This is a genomic window from Spirosoma agri, assembly GCF_010747415.1.
Classification (GTDB): domain Bacteria; phylum Bacteroidota; class Bacteroidia; order Cytophagales; family Spirosomataceae; genus Spirosoma; species Spirosoma agri.
This window is the reverse complement of sequence record NZ_JAAGNZ010000001.1, coordinates 216,830-239,782: the sequence shown is the minus strand read 5'-3', so window position 1 is coordinate 239,782 and position 22,953 is coordinate 216,830. Positions and strand designations below refer to the sequence as shown.

The 22,953-nt window shown below is 46.9% G+C and carries 35 protein-coding genes; 2 read left to right on the top strand and 33 right to left on the bottom strand.

Annotated elements, in window-relative coordinates; genetic code table 11:
* Window positions 1-134: 134 nt before the first annotated feature.
* The 30 genes from rpsD to GK091_RS00910 form a co-directional block, all read right to left on the bottom strand.
* Window positions 135-740: a 30S ribosomal protein S4 gene (gene rpsD, locus GK091_RS01055; protein WP_164034788.1), complete on the bottom strand. Its 606-nt coding sequence runs from the start codon at window positions 738-740 to the stop codon at window positions 135-137.
* Window positions 741-818: 78 nt separating this feature from the next.
* On the bottom strand, window positions 819-1,214 hold the full coding sequence (gene rpsK, locus GK091_RS01050) for a 30S ribosomal protein S11 (RefSeq protein ID WP_164034787.1): 396 nt from the start codon (window positions 1,212-1,214) through the stop codon (window positions 819-821).
* 100 nt (window positions 1,215-1,314) lie between these two features.
* Window positions 1,315-1,692 (bottom strand): 30S ribosomal protein S13, encoded by a 378-nt coding sequence (gene rpsM, locus GK091_RS01045; protein WP_164034786.1) that lies wholly within the window; start codon window positions 1,690-1,692, stop codon window positions 1,315-1,317.
* A 2-nt stretch (window positions 1,693-1,694) separates the two neighbouring features.
* Complete coding sequence (gene rpmJ, locus GK091_RS01040; RefSeq protein ID WP_046577847.1) at window positions 1,695-1,811, bottom strand: 50S ribosomal protein L36; 117 nt, start codon at window positions 1,809-1,811, stop codon at window positions 1,695-1,697.
* 79 nt (window positions 1,812-1,890) lie between these two features.
* Complete coding sequence (gene infA, locus GK091_RS01035) at window positions 1,891-2,109, bottom strand: translation initiation factor IF-1 (protein WP_019988520.1); 219 nt, start codon at window positions 2,107-2,109, stop codon at window positions 1,891-1,893.
* A 7-nt stretch (window positions 2,110-2,116) separates the two neighbouring features.
* Window positions 2,117-2,929 (bottom strand): type I methionyl aminopeptidase, encoded by an 813-nt coding sequence (gene map / locus GK091_RS01030; RefSeq protein ID WP_164040467.1) that lies wholly within the window; start codon window positions 2,927-2,929, stop codon window positions 2,117-2,119.
* 32 nt (window positions 2,930-2,961) lie between these two features.
* Window positions 2,962-4,278 carry a preprotein translocase subunit SecY gene (gene secY, locus GK091_RS01025; protein ID WP_164034785.1) on the bottom strand — a complete coding sequence of 439 codons (1,317 nt, stop codon included), beginning with the start codon at window positions 4,276-4,278 and terminating at the stop codon, window positions 2,962-2,964.
* A gap of 27 nt (window positions 4,279-4,305) precedes the next feature.
* A complete protein-coding gene (gene rplO / locus GK091_RS01020; RefSeq protein WP_164034784.1) occupies window positions 4,306-4,782 on the bottom strand; it encodes a 50S ribosomal protein L15 in 477 nt (158 codons plus the stop codon).
* Window positions 4,783-4,878: 96 nt separating this feature from the next.
* Entirely contained in the window at window positions 4,879-5,058 is a 180-nt protein-coding gene (rpmD, locus tag GK091_RS01015) for a 50S ribosomal protein L30 (protein WP_164034783.1), read from the bottom strand.
* Between the two features lie 19 nt (window positions 5,059-5,077).
* The gene (gene rpsE / locus GK091_RS01010; RefSeq protein WP_164040465.1) at window positions 5,078-5,596 is read right to left on the bottom strand and encodes a 30S ribosomal protein S5; all 519 of its coding nucleotides are present in this window, start codon (window positions 5,594-5,596) and stop codon (window positions 5,078-5,080) included.
* A 3-nt stretch (window positions 5,597-5,599) separates the two neighbouring features.
* Window positions 5,600-5,953 (bottom strand): 50S ribosomal protein L18, encoded by a 354-nt coding sequence (gene rplR, locus GK091_RS01005; RefSeq protein WP_164034782.1) that lies wholly within the window; start codon window positions 5,951-5,953, stop codon window positions 5,600-5,602.
* Window positions 5,954-6,077: 124 nt separating this feature from the next.
* A complete protein-coding gene (rplF, locus tag GK091_RS01000) occupies window positions 6,078-6,635 on the bottom strand; it encodes a 50S ribosomal protein L6 (protein WP_164034781.1) in 558 nt (185 codons plus the stop codon).
* 12 nt (window positions 6,636-6,647) lie between these two features.
* A complete protein-coding gene (gene rpsH / locus GK091_RS00995) occupies window positions 6,648-7,046 on the bottom strand; it encodes a 30S ribosomal protein S8 (protein ID WP_164034780.1) in 399 nt (132 codons plus the stop codon).
* A gap of 89 nt (window positions 7,047-7,135) precedes the next feature.
* Entirely contained in the window at window positions 7,136-7,405 is a 270-nt protein-coding gene (gene rpsN / locus GK091_RS00990) for a 30S ribosomal protein S14 (RefSeq protein WP_162388479.1), read from the bottom strand.
* Window positions 7,406-7,414: 9 nt separating this feature from the next.
* Window positions 7,415-7,972: a 50S ribosomal protein L5 gene (gene rplE, locus GK091_RS00985; protein WP_164034779.1), complete on the bottom strand. Its 558-nt coding sequence runs from the start codon at window positions 7,970-7,972 to the stop codon at window positions 7,415-7,417.
* Window positions 7,973-7,987: 15 nt separating this feature from the next.
* Window positions 7,988-8,344: a 50S ribosomal protein L24 gene (gene rplX, locus GK091_RS00980; RefSeq protein WP_164034778.1), complete on the bottom strand. Its 357-nt coding sequence runs from the start codon at window positions 8,342-8,344 to the stop codon at window positions 7,988-7,990.
* Window positions 8,345-8,347: 3 nt separating this feature from the next.
* Window positions 8,348-8,716: a 50S ribosomal protein L14 gene (rplN, locus tag GK091_RS00975; protein ID WP_164034777.1), complete on the bottom strand. Its 369-nt coding sequence runs from the start codon at window positions 8,714-8,716 to the stop codon at window positions 8,348-8,350.
* Window positions 8,717-8,719: 3 nt separating this feature from the next.
* Window positions 8,720-9,091, bottom strand: a complete 372-nt coding sequence (gene rpsQ / locus GK091_RS29785; RefSeq protein WP_164034776.1) for a 30S ribosomal protein S17 — start codon at window positions 9,089-9,091, stop codon at window positions 8,720-8,722.
* 12 nt (window positions 9,092-9,103) lie between these two features.
* Window positions 9,104-9,298 carry a 50S ribosomal protein L29 gene (gene rpmC / locus GK091_RS00965; protein ID WP_164034775.1) on the bottom strand — a complete coding sequence of 65 codons (195 nt, stop codon included), beginning with the start codon at window positions 9,296-9,298 and terminating at the stop codon, window positions 9,104-9,106.
* A 22-nt stretch (window positions 9,299-9,320) separates the two neighbouring features.
* A complete protein-coding gene (rplP, locus tag GK091_RS00960; protein ID WP_164034774.1) occupies window positions 9,321-9,749 on the bottom strand; it encodes a 50S ribosomal protein L16 in 429 nt (142 codons plus the stop codon).
* Between the two features lie 87 nt (window positions 9,750-9,836).
* Window positions 9,837-10,751 (bottom strand): 30S ribosomal protein S3, encoded by a 915-nt coding sequence (gene rpsC / locus GK091_RS00955; protein WP_164034773.1) that lies wholly within the window; start codon window positions 10,749-10,751, stop codon window positions 9,837-9,839.
* A 3-nt stretch (window positions 10,752-10,754) separates the two neighbouring features.
* A complete protein-coding gene (gene rplV / locus GK091_RS00950) occupies window positions 10,755-11,147 on the bottom strand; it encodes a 50S ribosomal protein L22 (protein WP_164034772.1) in 393 nt (130 codons plus the stop codon).
* Between the two features lie 72 nt (window positions 11,148-11,219).
* Entirely contained in the window at window positions 11,220-11,498 is a 279-nt protein-coding gene (rpsS, locus tag GK091_RS00945) for a 30S ribosomal protein S19 (protein WP_018618700.1), read from the bottom strand.
* Window positions 11,499-11,507: 9 nt separating this feature from the next.
* Entirely contained in the window at window positions 11,508-12,332 is an 825-nt protein-coding gene (gene rplB, locus GK091_RS00940; protein WP_164034771.1) for a 50S ribosomal protein L2, read from the bottom strand.
* 30 nt (window positions 12,333-12,362) lie between these two features.
* The gene (gene rplW, locus GK091_RS00935) at window positions 12,363-12,650 is read right to left on the bottom strand and encodes a 50S ribosomal protein L23 (protein WP_164034770.1); all 288 of its coding nucleotides are present in this window, start codon (window positions 12,648-12,650) and stop codon (window positions 12,363-12,365) included.
* A 2-nt stretch (window positions 12,651-12,652) separates the two neighbouring features.
* Entirely contained in the window at window positions 12,653-13,282 is a 630-nt protein-coding gene (gene rplD / locus GK091_RS00930; RefSeq protein ID WP_164034769.1) for a 50S ribosomal protein L4, read from the bottom strand.
* Window positions 13,283-13,285: 3 nt separating this feature from the next.
* Complete coding sequence (gene rplC, locus GK091_RS00925; RefSeq protein ID WP_164034768.1) at window positions 13,286-13,906, bottom strand: 50S ribosomal protein L3; 621 nt, start codon at window positions 13,904-13,906, stop codon at window positions 13,286-13,288.
* A 445-nt stretch (window positions 13,907-14,351) separates the two neighbouring features.
* On the bottom strand, window positions 14,352-14,657 hold the full coding sequence (rpsJ, locus tag GK091_RS00920) for a 30S ribosomal protein S10 (RefSeq protein WP_077922220.1): 306 nt from the start codon (window positions 14,655-14,657) through the stop codon (window positions 14,352-14,354).
* A gap of 116 nt (window positions 14,658-14,773) precedes the next feature.
* A complete protein-coding gene (gene fusA, locus GK091_RS00915; RefSeq protein WP_164034767.1) occupies window positions 14,774-16,891 on the bottom strand; it encodes an elongation factor G in 2,118 nt (705 codons plus the stop codon).
* A 401-nt stretch (window positions 16,892-17,292) separates the two neighbouring features.
* Window positions 17,293-17,829, bottom strand: a complete 537-nt coding sequence (locus tag GK091_RS00910; protein WP_246202108.1) for a S24 family peptidase — start codon at window positions 17,827-17,829, stop codon at window positions 17,293-17,295.
* A 297-nt stretch (window positions 17,830-18,126) separates the two neighbouring features.
* On the opposite strand from GK091_RS00910, the gene GK091_RS00905 reads away from it, so the two are divergent.
* Window positions 18,127-19,392 carry a DNA polymerase Y family protein gene (locus GK091_RS00905; protein WP_164034766.1) on the top strand — a complete coding sequence of 422 codons (1,266 nt, stop codon included), beginning with the start codon at window positions 18,127-18,129 and terminating at the stop codon, window positions 19,390-19,392.
* Between the two features lie 21 nt (window positions 19,393-19,413).
* On the opposite strand, the gene GK091_RS00900 is transcribed toward GK091_RS00905, so the two are convergent.
* On the bottom strand, window positions 19,414-20,232 hold the full coding sequence (locus GK091_RS00900) for an Fpg/Nei family DNA glycosylase (RefSeq protein WP_164034765.1): 819 nt from the start codon (window positions 20,230-20,232) through the stop codon (window positions 19,414-19,416).
* A gap of 377 nt (window positions 20,233-20,609) precedes the next feature.
* Between GK091_RS00900 and GK091_RS00895 the strand changes: the two genes are divergently transcribed.
* Window positions 20,610-21,545, top strand: a complete 936-nt coding sequence (locus GK091_RS00895) for a hypothetical protein (protein WP_164034764.1) — start codon at window positions 20,610-20,612, stop codon at window positions 21,543-21,545.
* A gap of 52 nt (window positions 21,546-21,597) precedes the next feature.
* Here the strand turns inward: GK091_RS00895 and GK091_RS00890 are convergent, their stop codons facing one another.
* Together GK091_RS00890 and GK091_RS00885 are read right to left on the bottom strand one after the other, a co-directional pair.
* Window positions 21,598-22,038, bottom strand: a complete 441-nt coding sequence (locus GK091_RS00890) for a hypothetical protein (protein WP_164034763.1) — start codon at window positions 22,036-22,038, stop codon at window positions 21,598-21,600.
* On the bottom strand, window positions 22,035-22,901 hold the full coding sequence (locus tag GK091_RS00885; RefSeq protein WP_164034762.1) for a transglutaminase domain-containing protein: 867 nt from the start codon (window positions 22,899-22,901) through the stop codon (window positions 22,035-22,037). Before GK091_RS00885 ends, GK091_RS00890 begins: the two co-directional genes overlap by 4 nt.
* Window positions 22,902-22,953: the final 52 nt, after the last annotated feature.

The following is a 22,953-nucleotide window of genomic DNA, read 5'->3' as shown; positions in this document are numbered from 1 at the left end:
TCTGCCTTGGCGTGAAGACTGAAACAAGTTTATACTATTTGGCCTATGTGTTCCATCACCAGGAATCATAAACCACAGACTATAAACAATTTATAGTAAAACCAGCAGAACCCGGTTGAGTTCTGCCAGCCTAATTACTTCGAATACAATTCGACGATGGCCTGTTCGTTGAAGTTCTCCGGAATCTGATCACGCTCAGGATAGCTGATAAACTTACCTGTTAGCTCCTGATTATCCCATTCAACCCAGTTATAACGCTTTGTATTACGAGCGGATAGACTGGATGTAACGGCTTCGAGCGATTTCGATTTTTCACGAACACCAATCAATTGGCCTGGCTTCAACGAGTAAGACGGAATGTTGACAACTTCACCGTCAACAACAATATGCTTGTGCGATACTAACTGACGAGCTGCACGGCGTGACGAAGCAATACCAAGACGGTAAACAGTATTGTCAAGACGGGCTTCACACAGCTTCAACAGGTTTTCACCCGTAATGCCTTCACGAACCTGAGCCCGGTGGAACAATGCCCGGAACTGACGCTCCAGAATACCATATGTATATTTTACTTTCTGCTTTTCGAGCAATTGGAGTGCATATTCGGACTGTTTCCGTTTACGCCCCCGACCATGCATACCTGGTCCGTAGTTTTTCTTCTGAAGCGCTTTGCTCGGGCCCATGATTGGCTCACCGAACTTGCGCGAAATTTTGGCCTTAGGCCCTGTGTAACGTGCCATTCTTCAATGAATGAATAAGTGTGAAACAATGGACAGACACAACCAAATGTCGCCTGCCCCTATTCATGCCATCCGTAGTTATACGCGACGACGTTTTGGCGGCCGGCAACCATTGTGCGGCAACGGAGTAATATCACGAATTGTCGTAACTTCAATACCAGAATTCTGAATGGTACGAATGGCCGACTCACGACCTGATCCTGGACCTTTCACGAATACTTCTGCTTTACGCATGCCCAGATCATGAGCAACGGTAGCGCAGTTTTGAGCGGCAGTTTGAGCAGCGTATGGGGTATTTTTCTTTGAGCCACGGAAGCCCATTTTACCCGCCGATGCCCAGGAGATAACCTGGCCGTTCATGTTGGTAATCGAAATGATAATATTGTTGAACGTAGCCCGGATGTGTACCTGGCCAACGGGTTCAACAATTACTACCCGCTTTTTCGCTTTGTCTTTGCGTTTTGCTTGAGCCATTGTTTGTTAGGTAATCGTCATTATCATAAGCTGTCATAATTTGCTACCCAAAGGTTGAGTAACCGCACATGACTATATATGATTCGAAACGACCAATTAATTATTTGGTGACTTTCTTCTTGTTAGCAACAGTTTTACGCTTACCCTTCCGAGTACGTGAGTTGTTTTTCGTGTGCTGGCCACGGACAGGCAACCCTTTCCGGTGACGCAAGCCGCGATAGCAACCGATGTCCATCAAACGTTTGATGCTCAACTGAACTTCAGAACGTAGCTGACCTTCAACTTTGTACTCGTTTGAAATAGCATTACGCACTGCGCTCGCTTCTTCATCCGACCACTCGCTGGCTTTTTTATCAACACTGATACCTGCATCTACCAGGATTTTCTTAGCCCGACTGCGGCCAATGCCGTAGATGTAAGTAAGCGCGATTTCGCCACGCTTCTTATCTGGAATATCAACACCTGCAATACGTGCCATTCTTAGCCTTGTCTTTGTTTATAACGGGGATTCTTCTTGTTGATCACGTACAGTTTCCCTTTCCGACGGATCACGACGCAGTCTTCGCTACGCTTCTTGATGGACGCTTTAACTTTCATCTTTGTTAGAGTTAATAGTTAAGAAGTAAAATCAAGAGCAATAATCTAATCGAGGTAGATGTACTCTTTCTTTTCGTTCTTACTTGTATCGATACACAATCCGCGCCTTACTCAAATCATAGGGCGACATTTCCAGTTTCACGCGATCTCCGGGTAAAATCTTGATGTAGTTCATCCGCATCTTACCAGAGATATGAGCAACTACCTCATGCTTGTTCGCTAATTCGACTCGGAACATTGCATTTGATAATGCCTCCAAAATCACACCATCCTGTTCTATAGAATTCTGCTTTGCCATGTTCGCTTTATGCCGCCATCAGTTCAGGTGTTTCGACCATCAGGCTCGTGTTCGCGGTGACTGCTTCAATGTATTCAAAGGTTGTCAAGATTTCCGCTTTTCCCTTACGTACCGCTACCGTATGTTCAAAGTGAGCAGAAGGTTTGCGATCAACTGTCCGAATCGTCCAGCCGTCCCGTTCCTGTACAATTCCCTTCTTACCAAAGTTGATCATCGGCTCAATCGCCAAGATCATTCCTTCACGTAATTGGGGCCCCTGCCCTCTTTTACCATAATTTGGCACTTCCGGAGCCTCGTGCAAGTCCTGACCAACACCATGGCCAACTAATTCACGAACCACCGAATAACCAAATTTCTCCGTGTACGTTTGAATAGCAAATCCGATATCACCTACCCGATTTCCCTCAATTGCTTTTTCTATTCCGATATAAAGTGATTCTTTTGTCCGGGATAGCAATCGGCGGGTTGCGGTGTTTACGTCTCCTACTGGATACGTATAGGCGCTGTCACTGTGAAAGCCATTTAATTTTACTCCGCAATCAATTGAGATAATGTCACCATCCCGAAGCTCGTAACGGCTCGGAAAACCATGGACGACGACATCATTAACCGATATGCACAGGGAAGCTGGAAACTTGTTGTAGCCCAAGAAAGATGGAGAGCCACCATTATCCTTAATGAACGTTTCGGCGACCCTATCAAGTTCCTTCGTTTGAACACCGGGTCGGATCAGCTTGGCAATTTCAGCATGAGCCTTACCGAGTACCTGCGCACTGATTTTTATCAGGGCGATTTCTTCATCGCTCCTGTAATAAATCATTTTTTCTTTTTTATCGGAACCTGCCATTATCGTTAGGCTGCAACTGTCTCGTTCGTCCGTCCCTGTACACGACCGGATTTCATCAATCCTTCGTAACGACGCATCAACAAATAACTCTCAACCTGTTGCAACGTATCAAGAACAACACCAACCATGATCAGCAATGATGTACCACCAAAAAACTGAGCAAAGCCGCTTGTCATCCCCAATAAATTAGCAATAGCAGGCAGGATCGCTACAATGGCTAACATAATAGCACCTGGTAGTGTGATACGATCAAGAACAGTTCCAATATATTCTGACGTTTGAATCCCTGGCTTGACCCCTGGAATAAACCCACCGCTACGTTTCATGTCGTCCGCAATTTGAGTCGGGTTAACAGAGATAGCTGTGTAAAAGAATGTAAAGATGATGATCAGCAGCGCGAACAGAACATTGTACTGCCAAGTCGTATAACTCTGGAAGGCGTTTTGTACACCAGCTGCAAAATCGCTTTTCTCCGCAAAAAGGCCCGATAGATAACCAGGAATGAACATCAACGCTTGAGCAAAGATGATTGGCATTACCCCAGCAGCATTAAGTTTAAGCGGTAGATACTGTCGCTGCCCTCCCACTACTTTGTTACCAATAACCTGCTTGGCGTACTGAATAGGTATCCGCCGAACAGCTTGCGTCAGGACAACAGCACCCATGACGACGAAGTACAGCGCAACCAACTCAATGACAAAAAGCAAGATTCCACCCGTACCTCTAGATTGCTGCTCGCCGATAATAGCGCCTGGAAGCCGTGATACGATGCCGATCATGATGATCATCGATATACCATTGCCAATACCTTTGTCTGTGATTCGTTCACCTAACCACATACAAAAAATTGTACCTGAAGTTAAAATGAACAGAGAGGATATGGTAAACAGACCACGGTCAATCAATAGCGCATCAGCGGGTATGGTAGTACGAATGTACGTAATTGCCTGTACAGCCGTTACGCCAATTGTTAATACCCGCGTAATTTGATTCAGGCGTTTTCGACCAGACTCTCCTTCCTTCTGCATCTTCTGGAAGTAAGGTAGAGCAAGCGTAAGCAACTGAATAGCAATCGATGCCGAAATATATGGCATGATGCCTAGTGCAAAAATAGACGCCTTGCTAAACGCACCACCCAGAAAGGTATCTAGCAAACCGAGCAACCCCTGAGGGTTGAGATTCAGTTTGCTAGGGTCAACACCCGGTAGCACGATTGCCGAACCGAGACGAAACGCCGTAATAAACAACAACGTGTTGAGGATACGACTCCGCAACTCGTCAATTGCAAAAATATTTTTAAACGTGGTGATCAGTCGGTTCATAAAAGTAGGCGGCTGATGCCGTACAACTTAGTTCGTTGCTTCCTCTTTCGCTTGTTTAGCGGGCACAATTGCTTTTCCACCTGCCTTTTCGATAGCTTCTTTGGCACTATTCGAGAACGCATGTGCATGAACTTCTACAGACGCAGTCAATTCACCGCGGCTTAAGATTTTCACAAGATCTTTTTTACTCACCAGCCCATGTTGAAGCAGAAAAGCGATATCTACTACCGTTGCTTGCGTTTCATCAACTAAAGCCTGGATAGAATCCAGATTGAGAGGTTTGTATTCGACGCGGTTGATATTCTTAAAGCCAAATTTCGGCACACGACGTTGCAGTGGCATTTGACCACCTTCGAAATGTGTTTTGCGGCTATAACCTGAGCGCGACTGCGCTCCTTTATGACCACGCGTAGACGTACCGCCCATGCCTGATCCCTGCCCGCGTCCGACTCGCTTGCGCTCTCTGACGGAACCTTTTGCCGGTCTAAGGTTGCTTAAATTCATTGCTATAATTGTTAAAAAGATGATTCTTTTGACTCCTTACTACACCGATGATTGATCATCATGACAGACAGGAAGCCAAAAGAATCGCAAAGATACTTAAATTTCTTCAACCTTTACTAAGTGCTGCACCTTATTGATTGCACCTTTCAAAGAGTCATTGTATTCTAACTCAACGCTGTGGTTGATTTTGCCCAAGCCTAATGACTTGATTGCATTTTTCTGGGAAAGCGGTCTCTTGATGGTGCTGCTGACCTGCGTGATGCGTACTCGTGCCATGTCTGTTGCTCCTTTCTAATTAACCGTTGAATACTTTTGCTAAACTTATCTGGCGCTGAAAAGCAACCTGATGCGGTAAACGCATTTTCAGAAGTGCGTCAAGTGTAGCTTTAACTACATTGTGTGGGTTTGACGAACCTTTTGACTTCGCTAATACATCGCGTACACCAGCTGATTCAAGAACAGCCCGCATTGCACCACCGGCGATTACACCTGTACCAGGTGCCGCAGGCTTCAGCAAAACGAATCCACCACTGAATTTGCCTTCCATTTCGTGAGGCACCGTATGCTTGAGCAATGGAATCTGCACCAGATTTTTCTTGGCATCTTCTACTCCTTTAGCAATAGCGTCCGTTACTTCATTGGCTTTGCCTAGTCCATATCCGACAACACCATTACCGTCTCCAACGACGACAATTGCCGAGAAACTGAACCGGCGACCACCTTTTACCACCTTCGCTACGCGGTTGATGGCGACCACCTTTTCTTTCAGGTCGGCTTCGTTAAACTTTGTCGGTCTTGCTGCGTTTGTGTTCATCATCTAGAACTTAAGGCCACCCTCGCGGGCTGCGTCGGCCAGTGCTTTTACTTTACCGTGATACAGATAGCCATTGCGGTCAAACACAACAGTGTTGATGTTCTTCGCAAGCGCTTTTTCGGCAAGCCGTTGTCCGACTTTCTTCGCCGTTTCGACGGTGTTACCTTCGACTTCGCTCTTCAATTCGACCGACGAAACAGCAGCTAGTGTGTTACCGGCTACGTCATCGATCAACTGGGCATAGATCGCTGTGTTAGAGCGAAAAACTGACAGCCGGGGGCGTTCAGCCGTACCGGAAACTTTTGCCCGGATACCAAACTTAATCCGCTGTCTTCTTTCTTGTTTACTAGTTGCCATGTTATTTGATTCCGACCAAATAGGCGATTATAGGTTTGTTGTCTGTAGCTTATTGATTGTATCCGATCTACGTATTGTGAAAATCGCGCTGACAATCTTATACAACCAATAAGCCACAGGCCATTTATTTCTTCGACGAAGACTTACCAGCTTTCCGGCGAACTTGCTCGCCGACAAAACGGATACCTTTGCCCTTATAAGGCTCAACTTTACGAAGTGAGCGAATTTTGGCCGCTACATCACCAAGAAGTTGCTTGTCTGATCCTTCCAGATATACTTTCGGATTCTGTCCTTTTTCAGTTACAGCCGTTACTTTGATCTCGGTTGGAACAGCCAGATACACGTTGTGTGAGTATCCAAGCTGAAGTTCGAGTACGTTGTTGGCAACGGATGCTTTATAACCTACCCCAATTACTTCGAGGTTCAGTTTAAAACCTTCACTAACACCGACGACCATGTTGCTTACCAGTGAACGGTACAGGCCATGTAGTGCTTTATGACGTTTTTGTTCAGTAGGGCGTGACACTTGTATCTGCCCTTCTTCGACTGCTACCGAAATGTCCGGGTCAATCGTTTGGGTCAGCGTGCCTTTGGGCCCCTTTACGGTCACAACGTTTTGTCCATCAACGGACAAGGTAACGTTGCTTGGAAGGGCGATGGGTTTCTTACCTATGCGTGACATCGTTCGTTCGGATTAATACACGTAACACAATACCTCACCACCCACATTCAGCACTTTTGCTTCTTTGTCCGTCATAACGCCTTTCGACGTAGAGATGATGGCCACACCCAATCCGTTCAGGATACGGGGGAGATGGTCAGCTCCCCGGTATTGACGTAGACCTGGGCGGCTGATGCGTTGCAGATCAACAATAGCGGGTTGCTTCGTCGTAGGATTATACTTCAGAGCGATTTTAATCGTACCCTGTACAGAGCTATCGTCGAACTTGTAGTTCTGGATGTACCCTTTATCGTACAAAACCTTAGTAATTTCTTTCTTTATATTAGAAGCAGGAATTTCGACAACCCGGTGCTTGGCCCGGATAGCGTTTCTGATACGAGTCAGAAAATCTGCTATTGGATCTGTATTCATTCTTAGTGTTGCGTTACTTGCAAACCCTTGTTTCCAAGAAAGTTCGCAAAATTACGGAAACTGAATTACAAATGGAAATGGTACTGGAACTACCAGCTTGATTTAGTTACACCTGGGATTTTACCGGCTGATGCCATCTCACGGAACGTTACCCGAGAGATACCAAACTTGCGCATGTAACCCCGTGGGCGTCCTGTCAGTTTGCACCGATTGTGCAGACGAACAGGCGATGCATTTTTAGGTAGCTTGTCCAGACCGATATAGTCACCAGCAGCTTTCAGAGCAGCACGCTTTGTCGCATACTTAGCTACAAGTGCTTCACGTTTCCGCTCCCGTGCTTTGATTGATTCTTTTGCCATGTCTATCGGTTATTTCTTGCTAGCGTTTGCAAACGGCATACCCAATGATTTCAACAATTCGTAGCTTTCGGTATCAGTACCGGCAGTCGTCACAAAAGTGATATCCATTCCCGAAATCCGAGCTACTTTGTCAATGCTAATCTCAGGGAAGATGATCTGCTCCTGCACACCGAATGTGTAGTTGCCACGGCCATCAAATCCTTTATCGCTGATGCCTTTGAAGTCACGAACGCGGGGTAACGATACAGTCGTCAACCGGTCCATGAATTCATACATCCGCTCACCACGTAATGTTACCTTCGCGCCGATGGGCATTTTCTCCCGTAGTTTGAAGTTAGAAACGGCCTTTTTCGACATAGTCGGAACGGCCTTCTGACCCGTGATGGTCGTTAGTTCTTCGACACCTACGTCAACCAGCTTTTTATCTGCGACAGCGGCACCGATCCCTTTGTTGATAACGATTTTGCTCAGGCGCGGTACTTGCATAACCGACTTATACTGGAACTTATCTTTCAACTGAGGCACGACCTCATTTAGATATTTTTCTTTCAGTCTTGGCGTTGCCATTTTCTTAGACCTTTATTATTTACGGACGTCAGGGATAAAATTGCCGGTCTTTTTCGAGAACCGTTGCAGTTTGCCCTTTTCATTCAACTTGCGGCCCGTACGGGTTGGTTCGCCGGTGGCAGGATCGATCACTTTCAAGTTACTGATGTGAACAGAACCTTCCGTTTTTTCCAGGCTTCCCTGCGGGCTAGAGGCTGTTGGCTTCATGTGTTTGGTAATTATAGCGACGCCCTCAACCCGAGCACGATCTTTCTCTACAATTACTTCTTTCACTACACCGCGCAGGCCTTTCGAGTTACCACCAATCACGAGGACGGTATCACCCGTCTTGATGTGGAATTTATGTTTCGGCAGCGTTATTTTCTTTTCCATTGCTTACAATACCTCTGGAGCTAACGATACGATTTTCATAAACTGCTTCTCACGAAGTTCGCGAGCCACAGGTCCGAAAATCCGGGTGCCGCGAGGCTCATCGTTGTTGTTAAGAAGCACAGCCGCGTTATCTTCAAAACGGATGTATGACCCATCTTTGCGACGTATTTCCTTCTTCGTCCGAACGACTACGGCTTTCGATACCGTACCCTTCTTCATACTACTGGATGACAGAGCCTGTTTCACCGTGACGACAATCTTGTCACCGACCGATGCATAACGCTTGCCCGTACCACCCAGAACGCGGATAACCAGCACTTCTTTCGCGCCACTGTTATCGGCTACACCTAATCTAGATTCTTGCTGTACCATGGCTTACTTCGCTTTTTCGATGACTTCGACTAAACGCCAACGTTTGTTCTTGCTCAATGGGCGAGTTTCCATAACACGAACTGTGTCACCGATACCACACTCATTTTTCTCATCATGTACAGTCAGTTTCTTCGTCTTGTTCTGAAACTTACCATACAATGGGTGTTTCACTTTACGCTCAATAGCGACAGTGATCGTTTTCTGCATTTTATTGCTTGTCACCCGTCCGATACGCTCTTTCCGAGCGTTCCGCTCTGACGCCGTGGCATCACCTGTTGCAGGTGTTGCTTGAGTGGCTGCCTGCGGCTGTTCTGTTGCTACGACCGCCGAAGTGTTTGCTTCTTCCTGCGGTGCTGGTGCTTGTTGCTCTTCCATCGTCGTATCTTATTAGGCTTGCCGCGATTTAACCGTCAGTTCAGTATTCAGGCGAGCAATCCGTTTCCGGCTCTCGCGGATGCGCATAGGGTTCTCAACAGGAGATACCGCATGAGCGAACTTCAGTTTCAGCAGGCGATCCTTTTCTGCGTTAAGTTCATTACGCAGGTCGTCTGCCGACAGTCCTTTCAGGTCTTCTTTTTTCATTTTGTTCGTCGCTTAGGGGAGTTTATGCGCCTTGCTCCTGGTAATCACGCCGGACCACAAATTTGGTCCGAACCGGCAGTTTCTGAGCTGCTAAGCGTAAGGCTTCCATACCCGTTTCCAGACTAACGCCCGTTGCTTCAAACATGATCGTGCCGGGCTTTACTACAGCCACCCAGTATTCTGGTGCACCCTTACCTTTACCCATCCGTACTTCGGCTGGCTTCTTGGTGATTGGCTTATCGGGAAAAATACGAATCCAAACCTGGCCTTCGCGTTTCATAGCCCGCGTTACTGAAATACGAGCGGCTTCAATTTGACGGGCAGTTATCCGGCCTGGTTCCAGTGATTTAATACCGAACGTGCCGAATGCTATTTCGTGGCCGCGCGATGCGATGCCAGGAATCCGTCCTTTATGCTGCTTGCGAAATTTTGTTCTTTTTGGCTGTAACATAGCTCAATATCAGTTAGTCAGTTTGACAGCTGGTCAGTCGAACAGTACACTTACTAACTGACCGACTGATTGACTATCTGGCTGATTTTATCGTCTTGGTCCTCCACCGCCACCAGCGCGATTGCCACCTTGGCCACCACCGCCACCACGGTTACCGCCCTGACCACCTTGGCCACCACGATTTCCGCCCTGGCCACCACCGCCACCGCGATTACCACCACGGTCGTTGCCGCCACGGTCATTCCGGTTACGGCCACCACGTTCGTTACCATCACGGTCTCCACGTGGACCACGACGATCACCACGGTCATTTGCACCAGCGCTACGCTCTCCTGCCTGTGCCTGGCTCATCATAGCCGCCGGCGACAGATCACGTTTGCCATACACTTCGCCTTTAAAAATCCACACTTTAATGCCGATTTTACCATAGACGGTTTGTGCTTCTGAAATAGCATAGTCGATGTCAGCACGGAGCGTGTGAAGAGGAACACGTCCTTCTTTATACTGTTCCGAGCGGGCAATTTCTGCACCACCTAAACGACCTGATACTTTTACTTTGATTCCTTGAGCACCCACCCGCATTGCTGACTGGATGGCTTGCTTCATGGCACGACGGAACGAAATACGCGCTTGTAATTGCTGAGCGATAGCCTCACCAACTAGTTTAGCATCAATTTCAGGCCGTTTGATTTCGAAGATATTGATCTGAACGTCCTTACCGGTTACCTTCTTCAATTCTTCTTTGATCTTATCGACCTCTCCACCACCTTTGCCGATTACAATACCCGGACGGGCTGTGTGAATTGTTAATGTAACACGCTTCAGTGTACGTTCGATAACCACGCGTGCGATGGCTCCTTTCGGAATACGGGCTGCAACGTACTTACGGATTTTTTCGTCTTCAACGAGCTTTTCCGCAAACTCTTTACCACCGTACCAGCTCGATTCCCAGCCCCGAACAATACCAAGTCGTAGGCCAACTGGATTAATTTTTTGTCCCATTTCTTAGTTCTCGTTTTCTGGGGTTTCTACTTCTGCCTGACCTAATACCGGCTGAGCAGCGCTGTCTATCACAATCGTGATATGGTTCGACCGCTTCCGAATCCGGTGACCACGGCCCTGAGGAGCCGGGCGCAGACGCTTCAGCATTGGACCACCGTCTACAAAGATCGTTTTTACATAGAGATCAGCATCTTCAATACGCTCATCTCCATTCTTTTGCTGCCAGTTGGCAACTGCCGACAACAGCACTTTCTGCAATACGGCGGCACCGGCTTGCGGCTGATATTTTAACAGACCCAACGCCCGGCTAACGCGCTGACCACGAATCAGATCGGCGATTAACCGCATCTTACGGGGCGACGTGGGCACATCTCTAAGTCTTGCTACTGCTTCCATGTTTTCAGTTTGTGGTTTGTCGTTTATGATTTATAGTTTGTTAGTACCTACAATCCATAAACGGCGAACAGCTTATCGTTTGCCCTTGTCTTTCTTTGCGGTGTGACCCCGGAAGTTGCGTGTCGGAGAAAACTCACCGAGCTTGTGGCCTACCATGTTTTCCGTTACGTAGACCGGGATAAATTTATTGCCGTTGTGCACAGCAAACGTGTGGCCTACGAAATCCGGCGAAATCATTGAACGACGCGACCAGGTTTTGATGACCGATTTCTTGCCCGAGTCATTTTGCGTTTGAACTTTATTGTCCAGACGAAAATCAATATATGGGCCTTTTTTGAGTGAACGTGCCATTAGTATCTGTTACTTTTTGCGTCGGCTAATAATCATGCTTTCTGATGCCTTGTTCTTATTACGGGTCTTCTGACCCTTAGCGAACTGGCCATTGCGCGAGCGTGGGTGACCACCGGATGCCCGGCCTTCGCCACCACCCATCGGGTGATCGACAGGGTTCATCACCACAGCGCGAACTCGTGGACGACGACCTAACCAACGGTTACGGCCAGCCTTACCCACAACAACGTTCATGTGATCCGGGTTAGAGACCGAACCAACCGTTGCCATACCTGCGCTTAAAACCCGGCGGGTTTCGCCCGAAGGCAGACGTAGGATCGCGTACTTGTCCTCACGACCAACTAACTGAGCGTATGTACCAGCAGAGCGGGCCATTGCACCACCTTTTCCAGGTGTCAGTTCGATGTTGTGAACAATAGTACCAATCGGCATTGACGCTAATGGCATCGCATTGCCCACATCGGGGGTAGAACCTGCGCCAGACTGGATCGTCTGGCCAACCGTAATACCCTGAGGTGCGATGATATATCGCTTTTCGCCATCAGCGTACTGAACCAGCGAAATGCGGGCAGAACGGTTTGGATCGTATTCTACAGTCAAAACTTCGGCAGTCTGGCCGACTTTATCGCGCTTGAAGTCAATGATACGGTAATGCCGCTTATGACCTCCTCCAATGTAGCGCATAGTGCGGTGACCTTCATTGTTCCGGCCACCGGTTCTCTTTAGGGGCTCCAGCAGGCTTTTTTCCGGCTTGGAGGTCGTTATTTCCGCAAAGTCGGGTGCCACGCGAAAACGTGTACTCGGCGTTATTGGTCTTAGTTTTTTAACTCCCATGACTGATTAATTGGTAGGGCAACGCCCGGTTTACAGGTCAGCGTAAATATCGATTACTTCGCCTTCTGCAACCGTAACGATTGCTTTCTTGGTAGTTGGGGTTTTGCCCGTTACAACGCGCCCGTTAATATTTTTGCTACGCTTTTTACCAAGCGAACGCATCGTGTGAACAGCTTCAACGTTTACGCCGTACAATTTCTCGACAGCTTTAACGATTTCAAGTTTATTCGCTTTCAATTCAACCTCAAAAGCATACTTCCCCTGCTTGTTAAGGCCCGTCATTTTTTCGGTGACGATTGGTCGTTTCAGTACGCTCATGATTATTTGTCGAACAGCGTTTGGATGGTTGACAAAGCTTCTTCGCTAATCAGCAACCGGTCAGCGTTGACCAGATCATAGGTATTCACCTGCGAAGCAGTCATTACTTTTGCTTTCTGTACGTTCCGGCTCGACAAGACAACGTTTAGATTCACGTCTGGCAGGATAAGCAGCGTTTTGCGGCCCGTTACATTCAGGTCGGTCAGGAACTGGATGTAATCTTTCGTGCGTGGTGCGTCTATCGTGATGCTGTCAATAACCGAAATGTTATTAGCCTGCGCTTTAGCAGCAAGTGCCGATTTGCGAGCCAGCGATTTCACTTTTTTGTTCAGTTTGAAGCTATAGTCACGTGGACGTGGTCCGAAAATTGTGCCACCACCAACGAACACAGGCGACTTAGCGCTACCGGCGCGAGCACCACCTGTACCTTTTTGCTTCTTCAATTTGCGAGTTGAGTGCGCATTTTCAGCACGCTCTTTCGCTTTGTGCGTTCCCTGACGCTGATTGGCCAGGTATTGTTTCACGTCGAGGTAAATCGCGTGTTGGTTCGGTTCAATCCCGAAAACCTCCTCCGGAAGGGTGACCTTTTTGCCTGTGTCTTCGCCCTTGCTGTTATATACGATTACTTCCATGACCTACTTCTCGATAATAACGTATGAATTTTTGGCTCCAGGAATCGAACCGCTAACAACGAGCAAGTTTTGCTCAGGCAAAATGCGCAGAACACGCAGGTTTTGAACCTTAACGCGGTTGCCACCCATACGGCCTGCCATGCGCAGACCTTTAAATACCCGTGAAGGGAATGAGCAGGCACCAATCGAACCTGGGTGACGACCCCGGTTATGCTGACCGTGCGTCTGGCCACCGACACCGCCGAATCCATGCCGTTTTACAACGCCTTGAAAACCGCGTCCTTTGGCTGTTCCGACTACATCAACGAAATCACCTTCGCCAAATACGTCGACTGCCGTGAGTGTATCACCGAGATTAAACTCCTGCGTGAATTCTTTGAATTCAACGAGTTTACGCTTTGGTGTAGTGCCAGCTTTTTTGAAGTGGCCCATCTCAGGCTTGTTGGTGTGCTTTTCTTTCTTGTCGCCGAAACCTAGTTGCACAGCCGTGTAGCCATCTTTCTCGACGCTACGGACTTGAGTTACGACACAGGGACCCGTCTCAATCACTGTACATGCCAGAGCCTGCCCGTCCGCATTGTACACGCTGGTCATCCCGATTTTCTTGCCAATTAAACCAGACATTTGTGTTTGTTTAAAGTAAGCAGGTAAAAAATAGGTATTATTTCCCGCATCAGACTTTCTGAATCGGGCCGCAAAGGTAAGCAAATAGTCAGATTAATCCTATATGTGCTTAACAGTCAGACCCAAAATGACATAAAAAAAGGACGGGCGCGTTGCACCTGACCTTAAGCAGCAGACAAAACCATGTGTTACAAGGTTTGCTTGCTAAAAAGTCAGATGTGGTTTCCACCAGTAGCGGACCTTCACCCTCGTATGTCACTGCCTCAATATTCCGAGTTTGGGAGTGCAAAAGTAGAAAATATTTTACATAAATAAAACTACTATTTCAAACTATTTTCGGAATAAAAAACAATTCATTAGCTAACTAAGCCATTAATATAAAATGCCGCCAATTCAAAACACTTGTGTCTCGAACTGACGGCAGTAAGCCTTTGGCAAAAAATCGTTAGACTTTGATCTCTACATCAACACCACTCGGCAATTCGAGTTTCATCAACGCATCAACCGTTTTTGCGCTGCTGCTGTAGATGTCTACTAGCCTCTTGTAGGTGCAAAGCTGGAATTGCTCCCGCGCTTTTTTGTTAACGTGGGGCGACCGCAGTACGGTGTAAATCTCTTTGTCTGTCGGCAGTGGGATTGGACCACTTACGATAGCACCCGTCGATTTTACAGCCTTTACAATTTTCTCGGCCGATTTGTCAACCAGCATGTGGTCGAACGACTTTAGCTTAATGCGAATTTTTTGGCTCATTGTGTTGTGGTTCGTTATGTGTTTATGAAGAATACTGCCGAAAGAACCATTTACTCCGACAGCACAAAAAATGGGCAGCAAGCCATGATTGACTTACTGCCCAATATCGAATAGGCTTACGCCTTCACTGTACCTTTTTCTTTGGCAACAACTGTATCAGAAATGTTCTGAGGAACAACTTCATAGTGCGCAAACGTCAGGTTCGCTGTAGCACGACCAGAAGACATTGTACGCAGATCAGTTACGTAACCAAACAATTCAGAAAGCGGAACGTCGGCTTTGATCACCTGTGATCCGGCTTTCGTATCCATACCTTTCATCACACCCCGACGACGATTCAAGTCACCTGTAATCGGACCGGTGTATTCCTCTGGAGTTAGTACCTCAACCGCCATGATTGGTTCGAGCAATTTCGGACCAGCCTGACGGGCTGCTTCACGGAAGCCAAGACGAGCTGCCATTTCGAAAGATAGCGAATCGGAGTCGACATCGTGGTACGAACCATGGAACAACCGAACCCGCATACTTTGAAGTGGGAAACCAGCCAACGGACCGTTTTTCAGCGATTCGTCAAAGCCTTTCTGTACAGCAGGAATGAATTCACGGGGAATAACACCACCTACGATACCGTTTACAAACTCCAAGCCTGGCTGAATAACACCTGCTTCGTCTTCGGTACGTGGTCCGAGTTCAAATACGATGTCAGCAAATTTACCACGGCCACCTGACTGCTTCTTGTATACTTCACGGTGCTCAACGTTTTTAGTTAGCTTCTCTTTGTAAGCTACCTGTGGAGCACCCTGGTTCACCTCTACCTTGAACTCACGACGCATACGGTCAATGATGATTTCGAGGTGAAGTTCGCCCATACCACGGATGATGGTTTGGCCGGTTTCTTCATTTGACTCAACTTTGAGGGTTGGATCTTCTTCAATCAGTTTACCAATCGCCTTCGAGAAGTTATCCTGATCAGCCGATTTCTTAGGCTCGATCGCATAACCAATAACGGGCTCTGGGAATACCATCGATTCAAGAACGATTGGGTTCTTTTCATCCGACAGCGTATCGCCGGTTTTGATATCCTTGAAACCAACTACAGCACCGATGTCACCCGCTTCCAGACGCTCGATCTGATTCTGTTTGTTAGCGTGCATCTGGAAAATCCGCGAAATCCGCTCTTTGTTACCCGAACGGTTATTCAAGATGTAAGAACCAGACTCCAGAACACCTGAATACGAACGTACAAAACATAACCGACCTACGTATGGATCCGTTGCAATTTTGAACGCCAAGGCAGAGAACGGCTCAGACGACGATGGTTTCCGAGAAATCTCTTCACCCGTGTTTGGGTTCGTTCCTTTGATGCTTTCCTTGTCCATTGGTGATGGCAACAATGCCATCACGTAATCGAGCATGGTTTGAACACCCTTGTTTTTGAACGATGAACCGCAAAGCATCGGAACAACTTTCATAGCGATCGTTGCTTTACGCAGAGCCGCCAGAATTTCGTCTTCCGAGATTGATTCGGGATCTTCAAAATACTTCTCCATCAGCGAATCGTCAAATTCGGCAACGGCTTCAAGCAGTTTCTCGCGCCATTCGGTAGCTTCTTCCAACATATCAGCCGGAATAGGGACCTCTTGGAACGTCATACCTTTATCATCTTCGTTCCACTGAATACCGCGGAAGTTAACGAGGTCAACAACACCTTTGAAGTTTTCTTCTTCGCCGATTGGCAACTGAAGGGGGACAGCGTAGCTACCCAACATTTCCTTCACCTGCTTGCACACGTTCAGGAAGTCGGCACCAGAGCGGTCCATTTTGTTTACGAAGCCTAAACGAGCAACGTTGTAGTTGTTAGCCAGACGCCAGTTGGTTTCCGACTGTGGTTCAACGCCATCAACGGCACTGAAAAGAAACACCAGGCCATCAAGAACGCGCAACGAACGGTTCACTTCAACGGTGAAGTCAACGTGACCTGGCGTATCGATGATGTTGATGTGGTACTTATTTTCGCGGTACGTCCAGTCAACAGTCGTAGCAGCAGAAGTGATCGTGATACCACGCTCCTGCTCCTGCTCCATCCAGTCCATCGTAGCAGCACCATCGTGAACCTCACCAATTTTGTGGCTTACTCCGGCGTAATAGAGAATTCGTTCGGTTGTGGTCGTTTTACCTGCGTCAATGTGAGCAGCGATACCGATGTTTCTCGTGAAATTTAAATCGCGAGCCATTAGCTTGTTATACTGAGAGTTATTTGATTCTAAAACAGCAGGAAAGGGCCGGTAAGTTCACAGTAGGCACCTTTCACAAATCAGGTCGCAAAATTACTGAAAGTCAACCAGAAAACAAACAGAAGTCGTAGAAATGTAGTTGCTTATTCCCTGATAGCGAAGCTTTCCTCACAAATAGTCTCAATTTGCTCTGTCTATCCGTTGAAGCGCCAAACTACATCCAATGTGCTCTTACACCCGGTAGCCACGGTTAACCATGTCTGTACGCTCTATCTGATAGATTTAAGATAAACAAGGAGCGGGACCTGCAATAGGACGGTTCAATCGGGTAGTATACTATCTGGTACCAATCAAAAAAGTCTGCTCTCAAGACAGACTTTTTTGATTGGTACCGTGAATGTTTATTCCACGGGTGCTTCGACAATTGTCACTATCTTCCACATACCCCGAATGTCCTGTAGTGATACCGTTACATTGCCGCCGTTCGGATTATCGGAGTGTAAGGTCAGGTATTTGCGAGTGATGAGTTCGTTATCGCGAATCCGCTTGACAACAAAATAATCACGGTACATCACTGCGTACACACCCCCCGATTGGTATTCCCAATCGCTTTCATTGATGGGTACTGCTAGAACTTTTGCCCCGTGCGCCAGCTGCGGACTCATACTATTGCCCGAAATTTCCAGCACGACCGCCTGTTTGTGACCTTTCAGGACGGGCTTGCGCACCCGGAACAATTCAGTTTCGGAAGACCCGTAGCCATCGGCGTAGCTTTCGACAAACGTGGCATAAAATCTGACGGGCACGAACGGTATTTCAAGCGTATCCTCATCGGTTACCATCACTTTTGCATTAGCCTCTAATGAATTCAGTACTGGCAATGTTCCCCGAATCAGGTAATCGGCGCTGATTTGCGGGTAGCAAGCCAGTAAACTCATTATCGTGTCGTACGATGGTTTTGCCCGACCATTCAAAATATTATAAAATTTAGATGGGTTTTCACCTAACTCCTTGGCTATCTGATATATAGTGATACCTAAGGCATCGAAAACCTGCTTAAGTCGATCTTGTATAGTCACCACGTCCTTTATTTTTTCCAAACATTTTTCTGCCATTGTTGTACAATAGTTAGCAGATATAATACAAGTAAAATATATTGCGCTTGTATTACAGCAAACATACTACAAATACAAATAAATGAACAGCCTAGTAGCCACTTTATTCTATTAAAATTAATGAATCGCAACCGACTTGCCCAGCATATCCAGCCTACGGTGCTGTTTGTGGACATGAACAGCTTTTTTGCTTCCTGCGAACAACAGGAGAATTACTGGTTGCGTGGACGTCCTGTGGGCGTATGCGTCTACACGGGTCGGCATGGTTGCGTAATCTCTCCTTCGATAGAAGCCAAGCAGCGAGGTGTGAAAACGGGAATGCGTCTGGATCAGGCGATTACACTGTGCCCTGAGTTAGTGCCAATAGAAACACATCCAAATCGATATCGGGAATTCCACGCCAGGATTATTACCGTTTTGCGTTCATTTTCTGACGACGTTGTTCCAAAAAGTATTGACGAAGCGATCATTGATCTGACGAATTATCAACTGATTTACAAGGATATGGTACAAGTTGCCCGAACGATCAAGCTGGCCATTCGTGAGAAAGTTGGCGATTATTTGTTGTGTTCCATAGGTATTGCTCCCAACGCCTTCCTGGCTAAGCTAGCGTCGGATATCCAAAAACCAGATGGTCTTACCATCATCACACCTGATACGATTGACACTATTTTACAGACATTATCCCTTACTGATTTACCTGGTATCGGGCAACGTATGGCAGCCCGCCTGGAAGCGGGCGGGATACACACGCCCATCGACTTACGGTACGCATCACCCCAGCACCTGAAAGCCGTTTGTAAAAGTATAATTGGCTGGCATTGGCACATCCGTCTGAACTTTGGTGGCGAAGTTGACATGGCAACGAATGAGAGTAATAAGAGCATGTCAGCGCTGCGCACCCTATCGGCTGAACAGCGAGCAACCCCGGAACGGCTGGATGAACTCTTGCAGTCACTTTGTCTGACGCTTGAACGTCGTATGGTAAAACAAGGCGTTTTTTGCCAGGATATGTCCTTTTCGTGCCGATACCATACGGGTAAGACGTTCAACTATGAGGTACACTTCTTAGAACCCAAACAGGATGGCATCGAGCTTTATCAGGTTATTTTGGCGCGGCTCAATACCTTTCGGGCAGCGCACCACTGCGAACCTGTTTTGAACGAACACCTCCGAACGATGTGTGTCGCCGTTTTTCGATTCATACCAACTGAAGTTGTCCCTTTGAGTCTATTTACCGACAACACCCGCAAGGACAAATTTCGACAAACGCTGTACGAGTTAAAGACAAAATTTGGTGCTGATAAGATCGGTCGCGCAACCGAGCTCCGCGATAACCCCGTTTACCGCGATGTTATCGGCTTTGGCAACATAAAAGACTTATAAGCTTCGTCTCTCTTCGTAAGCTTAAGCAAGTTTTTGCTCATTCGGACAAAAGAAGGTAGTCCGTCCACCAACGGTTGACCGTTCGATCCTTGTTTTGCAACGCGGGCAAAATTTATGGGCTTCGACGTCATCATAAGGAGAGTTATCCCACTCACGCACGTGGATGAGGAAGCTAGACGGGAAATCGCGATACGTAGCTTCGTAGCGGATAGCGGTTTCTAAAACCAGATAAATCGCCGTATGAATTTGCTTTAGCTGACGATCAGTTAGCGTGTCGGCTCGTTGCTCAGGATGAACATACGCCTGAAACAAGACCTCATCGACAATCCAGTTACCCAATCCAGCCACAACATGCTGATCGAGCAAGACTGGTTTGATCAACGCTTTTTTACGTCGGATGCTCGAAGCGAGTTCGTCCAGCGAAATAGCCAATCCATCTTTACCAATTTTTTTTCGTTGCAGGAACGCGTCAATATTATCGATCAGCCCGACACGCTCAAACTTACGTGGGCAGAGAAAACCAAGATTGTACCCATTTGTGAATTCAAACACAATTCGCGCAAAACGGGGTCGATCAATTGAATTGTGGTAATATTCTAAATCACCGGTCATGCCAAAATGCATGTGAACGATCTTTTCTGGATCATTTGTGAGCACAAACAAGTTCTTGCCCACACGTTGCGTGCCGATAAATTGACATCCTTCCAGCTTTTTCTGCAGCACGCTGTAATCGGTTGTCAGTAGCTTCTTGTCCTCTACTTCGATGGTACTAATCGACTGGTGAAGCGAAGATGCTTCTAAGTATTGACGTCGAATTTCGACTTCAGGTAGTTCAGGCATTGCTTTTTTTAGCTGATAACTACTCGTGGCATTTTATTGTTGCCACTCCGCATCACAGCTTACATCTTGTCGTGTCTAACGCTAGAGAAGTCCGCTAAATTTATTTACTATTCGGTTTAATAAATTGATAATCACAGTACATTACCTTTGTCTTCTAGGTACCGGTAGAAAACTTTTTTGAACAGTAATCGGTTCTTTTGTACAATATGCCAGTATTGAGGGTCGTTCCGACAGTGTGTCTAGCCGTCAAGATCTGACTATTTGCCTTATTCGTATACATTCCTAGCCTAACTACCTTAGATGGAGCAACCTCTACACAACCGCGCAAGCGGCTTTTTTGAGTCTGTGCATGTTAAACCGTTAAACTGAAAACTATTATGGAGAATAACCCCCCAAAGTCAAAGACGAATGGTGGTCTGCTAGCAGCTTTGATCATAATGACAGGTTTGGCTGGTGTATCTAGTTATCTATACTTCGACCAGAAGAAGGTATCTGATAACCAGGAAGTTACCATTTCTGAGCGCGTTGAGGAGCTCTCAACCACTCGCGTTAAGCTAGACTCGATCTCAACGGCACTTGATGCCAAAATTGCTGAGGTACAAAAATTAGGTGGCGACGTTACTGAATTAGAGAAGGTCAAGGCTCAGCTGGAGGAAGATAAAGCATCGCTTCGTCGGGGCAACAGAATTTCTATGTCTAAATACGATGCCAAGATCAAGCAATACGAAGCGTTCCTAGTGGAGAAGGATACTCTCATTGCTAATCTTCAGCGTGAGAACGTGACACTGGCCACCAATGTCAAAGTATTGGACGAAGAAAATACTGGCCTCAAAACGGAGAAACAACGGCTGACTGATTCCGTTACTACAGTGGTTGCACAGAATCAGGATTTAAGCACCAAAGTCACGCGGGCCGCTGCTCTGAAAGCGCAAAACGTTAAAGTTTTTGCGGTGAACAACAAAGGCAAAGTGAAGGAGGATGACTCCTACAAAGCAAAGCGCCTTGACAAAATCAAGCTGGTCTATACGTTGCTGGATAATCCGCTCACACGAGAAGAGCCAAAAGAAGTATTTGTCCGTGTTCTTGATCCGACTGGAGCGGTTGTGTCTGATATGGCCAACGGATCTGGTACGTTCACCGTAGATGGAAATGAGACCATCTATACAACCAAACAAACGGTCAATTACACCAGTAATGGCCAAAATGTTGAATTACTGTATACTCGGGGCATTCCTTATAAACCGGGCAAATACACCATTGAACTGTATGCAGAAGGATTCCGGATTGGTGCCGGTGAGTTCGCAGTTCGATAACACCAGTCATTCTAAGTAAAAAAGCGCGGCACCCAACGGTGTCGCGCTTTTTTCATTTCCTGTGCCCAGTGAAATAGATTAAATCCTGTTCGCCTTGTTGTAAAGCTATGCGTAAGACCTTACCCTGCTTCTCCATGCCATTATTGGTGAACACGCGATCTGTCTGGAACGATCCGATGCTCGAGTCGGCTATTCGTAGCTGAACGGCTTCGGCCTGACGAATCAAACCTACGTGCGCTAGCTGCTTCACCTCCCTGGCCGGATACAGCCTTGTATAGATCAGTGTTACCGTACTGTCTGATTCAGCTTTGAGTTCAGCTGATGGCATTTTATCCGTTGGCGTAGCTGCGTAGGACGGATCTATATATAGGTTAGTCTGGTAGCTTCCAACAACCTCACCTGCCAGTGACGATGAATTCGGCTGAATTTCATCATTTTGCTGACAAGCAGTCATGGAAAAAAGTAGAGCACAAAAGAGAAGATTTTTATTCATTGACTTGTACCCGTTTGACTAGTAGACCCAACTGAGGCAGAAAGAGTTGCATCTTTATCCACTTTTTTTTCCTCATTGTCTATGTCAACGGCATCAACCCAAACTTTCATGTTATTTAGCGTCATGGCTCCAAATTGAGTTGTAAACGCAACATCAGCCGCATCACGTCCATAAGCTACTGTGATCCGATTGCCCCGTGGTTGATTTTGGGTAGCGTCAAACGTAAACCAGCGTCCATCGACATACGCTTCGAACCAGGCGTGTAAGTCCATAGGATCAAGCTCATAAAGATAGCCAACAACCATTCGTGCAGGAATATTCAGCGCCCGGCATAGCGTAATACCCAAGTGCGTAAAATCCCGACAAACGCCTATACGCTTATCAGCCGTGTCTACAGCCGACGTACTGGCATCACTGGTCCCGTATTGATACACTACATTTTCGTGGATCCACCGGCGAATTGCCTCAGCCTGGTCATAGCCCGGCGCGCTGTTTTTCGTAATTTCTACAGCCAACTTACCTAATTGATCGGACTGACAGTAGCGACTTGGTAACGTATAATGCAATACGTCGTCCGGTAGTTCTTCAACTGGTGTGTAAGGAGCGCCAGGTGATACATCTATTTCATCAGCCGTTTGAACCGTCGCTGAGAAATAAATTGAAAAAGGACCTTCTGGAGCAACAACCCGCTGGCATAGATTACCATACATGTCGGTGAACTCCGTAACATTAACGATTGGTGTAATTTGATACTCTTCACGGATTATCCATTGACCCGCTCCTGAGCGAGGGCGTAGCATTAGTATCAATGGAGTGAGTTCCTGCGCTTCGAACGAAAGTTCGCATCCAGCGTTAAGTTGCATAGTTTAATTTAAGTGATGCTTGTAGCTTGATAATCCGTATTTCTCCTTATTT

Bases quoted from the DNA above. Each gene is read 5' to 3' on its own strand.
- rpsD (WP_164034788.1), bottom strand. From the start codon at position 740: ATGGCACGTTACACAGGGCCTAAGGCCAAAATTTCGCGCAAGTTCGGT.
- rpsK (WP_164034787.1), bottom strand. From the start codon at position 1,214: ATGGCTCAAGCAAAACGCAAAGACAAAGCGAAAAAGCGGGTAGTAATT.
- rpsM (WP_164034786.1), bottom strand. From the start codon at position 1,692: ATGGCACGTATTGCAGGTGTTGATATTCCAGATAAGAAGCGTGGCGAA.
- rpmJ (WP_046577847.1), bottom strand. From the start codon at position 1,811: ATGAAAGTTAAAGCGTCCATCAAGAAGCGTAGCGAAGACTGCGTCGTG.
- infA (WP_019988520.1), bottom strand. From the start codon at position 2,109: ATGGCAAAGCAGAATTCTATAGAACAGGATGGTGTGATTTTGGAGGCA.
- map (WP_164040467.1), bottom strand. From the start codon at position 2,929: ATGATTTATTACAGGAGCGATGAAGAAATCGCCCTGATAAAAATCAGT.
- secY (WP_164034785.1), bottom strand. From the start codon at position 4,278: ATGAACCGACTGATCACCACGTTTAAAAATATTTTTGCAATTGACGAG.
- rplO (WP_164034784.1), bottom strand. From the start codon at position 4,782: ATGAATTTAAGCAACCTTAGACCGGCAAAAGGTTCCGTCAGAGAGCGC.
- rpmD (WP_164034783.1), bottom strand. From the start codon at position 5,058: ATGGCACGAGTACGCATCACGCAGGTCAGCAGCACCATCAAGAGACCG.
- rpsE (WP_164040465.1), bottom strand. From the start codon at position 5,596: ATGAACACAAACGCAGCAAGACCGACAAAGTTTAACGAAGCCGACCTG.
- rplR (WP_164034782.1), bottom strand. From the start codon at position 5,953: ATGGCAACTAGTAAACAAGAAAGAAGACAGCGGATTAAGTTTGGTATC.
- rplF (WP_164034781.1), bottom strand. From the start codon at position 6,635: ATGTCACGCATAGGTAAGAAACCCATCGCCCTTCCAAGCAACGTTACC.
- rpsH (WP_164034780.1), bottom strand. From the start codon at position 7,046: ATGAATACAGATCCAATAGCAGATTTTCTGACTCGTATCAGAAACGCT.
- rpsN (WP_162388479.1), bottom strand. From the start codon at position 7,405: ATGGCAAAAGAATCAATCAAAGCACGGGAGCGGAAACGTGAAGCACTT.
- rplE (WP_164034779.1), bottom strand. From the start codon at position 7,972: ATGGCAACGCCAAGACTGAAAGAAAAATATCTAAATGAGGTCGTGCCT.
- rplX (WP_164034778.1), bottom strand. From the start codon at position 8,344: ATGGAAAAGAAAATAACGCTGCCGAAACATAAATTCCACATCAAGACG.
- rplN (WP_164034777.1), bottom strand. From the start codon at position 8,716: ATGGTACAGCAAGAATCTAGATTAGGTGTAGCCGATAACAGTGGCGCG.
- rpsQ (WP_164034776.1), bottom strand. From the start codon at position 9,091: ATGGAAGAGCAACAAGCACCAGCACCGCAGGAAGAAGCAAACACTTCG.
- rpmC (WP_164034775.1), bottom strand. From the start codon at position 9,298: ATGAAAAAAGAAGACCTGAAAGGACTGTCGGCAGACGACCTGCGTAAT.
- rplP (WP_164034774.1), bottom strand. From the start codon at position 9,749: ATGTTACAGCCAAAAAGAACAAAATTTCGCAAGCAGCATAAAGGACGG.
- rpsC (WP_164034773.1), bottom strand. From the start codon at position 10,751: ATGGGACAAAAAATTAATCCAGTTGGCCTACGACTTGGTATTGTTCGG.
- rplV (WP_164034772.1), bottom strand. From the start codon at position 11,147: ATGGAAGCAGTAGCAAGACTTAGAGATGTGCCCACGTCGCCCCGTAAG.
- rpsS (WP_018618700.1), bottom strand. From the start codon at position 11,498: ATGGCACGTTCACTCAAAAAAGGCCCATATATTGATTTTCGTCTGGAC.
- rplB (WP_164034771.1), bottom strand. From the start codon at position 12,332: ATGGGAGTTAAAAAACTAAGACCAATAACGCCGAGTACACGTTTTCGC.
- rplW (WP_164034770.1), bottom strand. From the start codon at position 12,650: ATGAGCGTACTGAAACGACCAATCGTCACCGAAAAAATGACGGGCCTT.
- rplD (WP_164034769.1), bottom strand. From the start codon at position 13,282: ATGGAAGTAATCGTATATAACAGCAAGGGCGAAGACACAGGCAAAAAG.
- rplC (WP_164034768.1), bottom strand. From the start codon at position 13,906: ATGTCTGGTTTAATTGGCAAGAAAATCGGGATGACCAGCGTGTACAAT.
- rpsJ (WP_077922220.1), bottom strand. From the start codon at position 14,657: ATGAGCCAAAAAATTCGCATTAAGCTAAAGTCGTTCGACCACATGCTG.
- fusA (WP_164034767.1), bottom strand. From the start codon at position 16,891: ATGGCTCGCGATTTAAATTTCACGAGAAACATCGGTATCGCTGCTCAC.
- GK091_RS00910 (WP_246202108.1), bottom strand. From the start codon at position 17,829: ATGAGTTTACTGGCTTGCTACCCGCAAATCAGCGCCGATTACCTGATT.
- GK091_RS00905 (WP_164034766.1), top strand. From the start codon at position 18,127: ATGAATCGCAACCGACTTGCCCAGCATATCCAGCCTACGGTGCTGTTT.
- GK091_RS00900 (WP_164034765.1), bottom strand. From the start codon at position 20,232: ATGCCTGAACTACCTGAAGTCGAAATTCGACGTCAATACTTAGAAGCA.
- GK091_RS00895 (WP_164034764.1), top strand. From the start codon at position 20,610: ATGGAGAATAACCCCCCAAAGTCAAAGACGAATGGTGGTCTGCTAGCA.
- GK091_RS00890 (WP_164034763.1), bottom strand. From the start codon at position 22,038: ATGAATAAAAATCTTCTCTTTTGTGCTCTACTTTTTTCCATGACTGCT.
- GK091_RS00885 (WP_164034762.1), bottom strand. From the start codon at position 22,901: ATGCAACTTAACGCTGGATGCGAACTTTCGTTCGAAGCGCAGGAACTC.